Here is a 2,295-nt window from a genome sequence, read left to right as displayed (position 1 = left end):
ACCATGGCGGCCTGACTTAAACGAAATGGCCTCCATAAAACCCGGTACGATTCACACCACCGGCATGACCAGCCAATAGTCAGTACCCGATATGACCTCTCGAGCCTGCAGCCTGGAATCAATATCCAACGCGAGCAACCGCTGTCTTAACTGCTCCGCTTCGGTGCTCCCGCCGAATTCGCCAAGAGTCACACATAAGGCCACCTCATCAGACGGCAATGGCGAAGACTCCACCAATGGCGGTGACTGCAGGGGCGGCAGCGCAGCTACCGGCGGAGCGGAAGATTGCAACAGGGGACTATCAACCGGACTACCCTGCAACTGCCACAAGGCGTACAGGATATTCAGCAACACCAGCGACAGAAGCAGGTATCTCATGCCCCGTATTCCATGGGACAGGCCAGAGCCAATCCGCGAAAAACCAGATCGCCGATCACCTGACAACCTTCTGGCAACACGTCCTTCATGTCAGCCGCATCGCCTCCCGTGAGAATGATCGCCGGATCCTCCCCCAGCAGCTGCCGTGCAATACGTAGCTGCTCACGCACGAAGCCCGATAACATAAGCTCACACCCGAACTCTACTGCCTCAGCTGTACTGGTGCCTGGCTGCGGGTTGCGCAGATCGCCCTGTACTCCGCGGTCATAGCGGATCAATCGGGTATGACTCAACAGGCTGCCACGCAGCAACTTGCTGCCTGGAGCAATATAGCCACCAAGGTGCCGGCCTTGCGCATCCACAAAATCGGTGGTCACCGCCGTACCCAGGTCAATCACCACACAGGCCCGTCCGCACAGGTGATATCCCGCCACCAATGCCAGCCAGCGGTCCATACCCAGCCGCGCAGCATCGGTGTAGCCATTCTCCACCCCTGCCAGCGTCCGACCCGGCCGGGCCAGCATGGGATGTCGCTTAAGCCAACTGGTCAGCTGATCCAGAATGACCTGTGTTTCCTCTTCAGAACGCACGCTGACCAGACGGCAGCCGTGAATCTCACGTTCCTGGCCGCCAAGGAGACGTTGCAGCTCAACCAGGTCAGGCGCCATATCGCCATCCCTGACACGCGCCTCACGGTCCAGCAAGCGCCACTTGATCAGGGTGTTCCCGCAATCCAGTTCAAGAATCATGCTGCAGCCTCAGGCTCACCTCGCCGCCATTGAGCAGCACCTCTCCGTCGCCCGTTCGCAGCCGCAAGGCTCCCCGAGCATCTACGCCCAGCTCGACCCCATCGATAGAGGTTGCCCCGGACCGCACAGATACCGGCAGGCCGTACCAGGCATCACGCTCTTCCCAGGCCGCCGCAAAAGGCGCAAAGCCCTCTGCTCGAAATACCTGCGCGGCCTGCAGCAGACGCTCAACAAACTCAGCTATCAGGAGATTTCGATTCAGGACACCGCCTTGACGAGACAGAAACAATGAAGTCCAGGCCTGATCAATGGCGGCATCGGCATCATTCATCAACACGTTCACCCCTACCCCAATGATCGCCACACAATCAGAAGTCAGGTCGCCGGCAATTTCAATGAGAATGCCAGCAAGCTTACGCCCATCCAGCAATACATCATTCGGCCACTTCAATGCACAACCCTTGAAGCCACTGACTTCGAGGGTCTCCACCAGCACCAGGCCAACCAGCAAACTCAGCCCCTCGAGCCTTTGCGCTCCGCCGCTGAATGGCAGCGCCAATGAAAGGTAGATGTTCTGACCATAGGGACTGACCCACTCGCGGCCCCGCCGCCCCCGCCCCGCCGTTTGCTGCTCCGCAATACAGATCATGGGGCGTGGGTGATCCATTGATAACTGTTTCATCAGCTCAGCGTTAGTCGAATCAACCGTCCCCAACAACTGCCATTGAACCTCAGCACCCAGCTTGCCAGGAAAAGCATTGGTGATCTCATCCAGATCCAGAAGGGCAGCTCCGGGCGGAACGCGATAACCCTTGCCCCGCACTCGCTGGATTGGGTAACCGTCCTCTTCCAGGCGCTTCAACGACTTCCAGACTGCCGCTCGGCTGACACCAAGCGCCCTACCCAGACTTTCGCCAGAATGAAATCGCCCATCAGACATCATCTTGAATAACGCAGCTAACATGGTGTATCGATCATTGGAAATGAACTGCGCATGATAACGCCCCGGAGAGGCTTTATGAACGGAAATGTAACAAGGAAGCACCCGGCAGTCCTGCGCAGGTTATATTCGGCCATAAAAAAACCCCGCCAGATGGCGGGGTTTTTCTATTAAGCGCTTGACGATGACCTACTCTCACATGGGGAAACCCCACACTACCATCGGCGA

At 57.8% G+C, this 2,295-nt stretch carries 3 protein-coding genes; all 3 read right to left on the bottom strand.

The window, feature by feature from the left end; all coding sequences use genetic code 11:
* Positions 1-51 precede the first annotated feature (51 nt).
* From INT39_RS22240 to birA, 3 genes are read right to left on the bottom strand one after another with little or no spacing between them, the layout of a single operon-like run.
* Complete coding sequence (locus INT39_RS22240; protein WP_193076144.1) at positions 52-378, bottom strand: hypothetical protein; 327 nt, start codon at positions 376-378, stop codon at positions 52-54.
* On the bottom strand, positions 375-1,127 hold the full coding sequence (locus tag INT39_RS22235) for a type III pantothenate kinase (RefSeq protein ID WP_193076143.1): 753 nt from the start codon (positions 1,125-1,127) through the stop codon (positions 375-377). The genes INT39_RS22240 and INT39_RS22235 overlap by 4 nt, the downstream gene beginning before the upstream one ends.
* On the bottom strand, positions 1,117-2,091 hold the full coding sequence (gene birA / locus INT39_RS22230; RefSeq protein ID WP_193076142.1) for a bifunctional biotin--[acetyl-CoA-carboxylase] ligase/biotin operon repressor BirA: 975 nt from the start codon (positions 2,089-2,091) through the stop codon (positions 1,117-1,119). Before birA ends, INT39_RS22235 begins: the two co-directional genes overlap by 11 nt.
* Positions 2,092-2,295: the final 204 nt, after the last annotated feature.

The organism is Pseudomonas sp. FME51 (assembly GCF_014897305.1).
The sequence above is the reverse complement of the archived record's forward strand: the minus strand, read 5'-3'. Positions and strand labels throughout refer to the sequence as shown.

Excerpts from the sequence above, each read along its gene's own strand:
- INT39_RS22240 (WP_193076144.1), bottom strand. The coding sequence starts at position 378 with ATGAGATACCTGCTTCTGTCGCTGGTGTTGCTGAATATCCTGTACGCC.
- INT39_RS22235 (WP_193076143.1), bottom strand. The coding sequence starts at position 1,127 with ATGATTCTTGAACTGGATTGCGGGAACACCCTGATCAAGTGGCGCTTG.
- birA (WP_193076142.1), bottom strand. The coding sequence starts at position 2,091 with ATGTTAGCTGCGTTATTCAAGATGATGTCTGATGGGCGATTTCATTCT.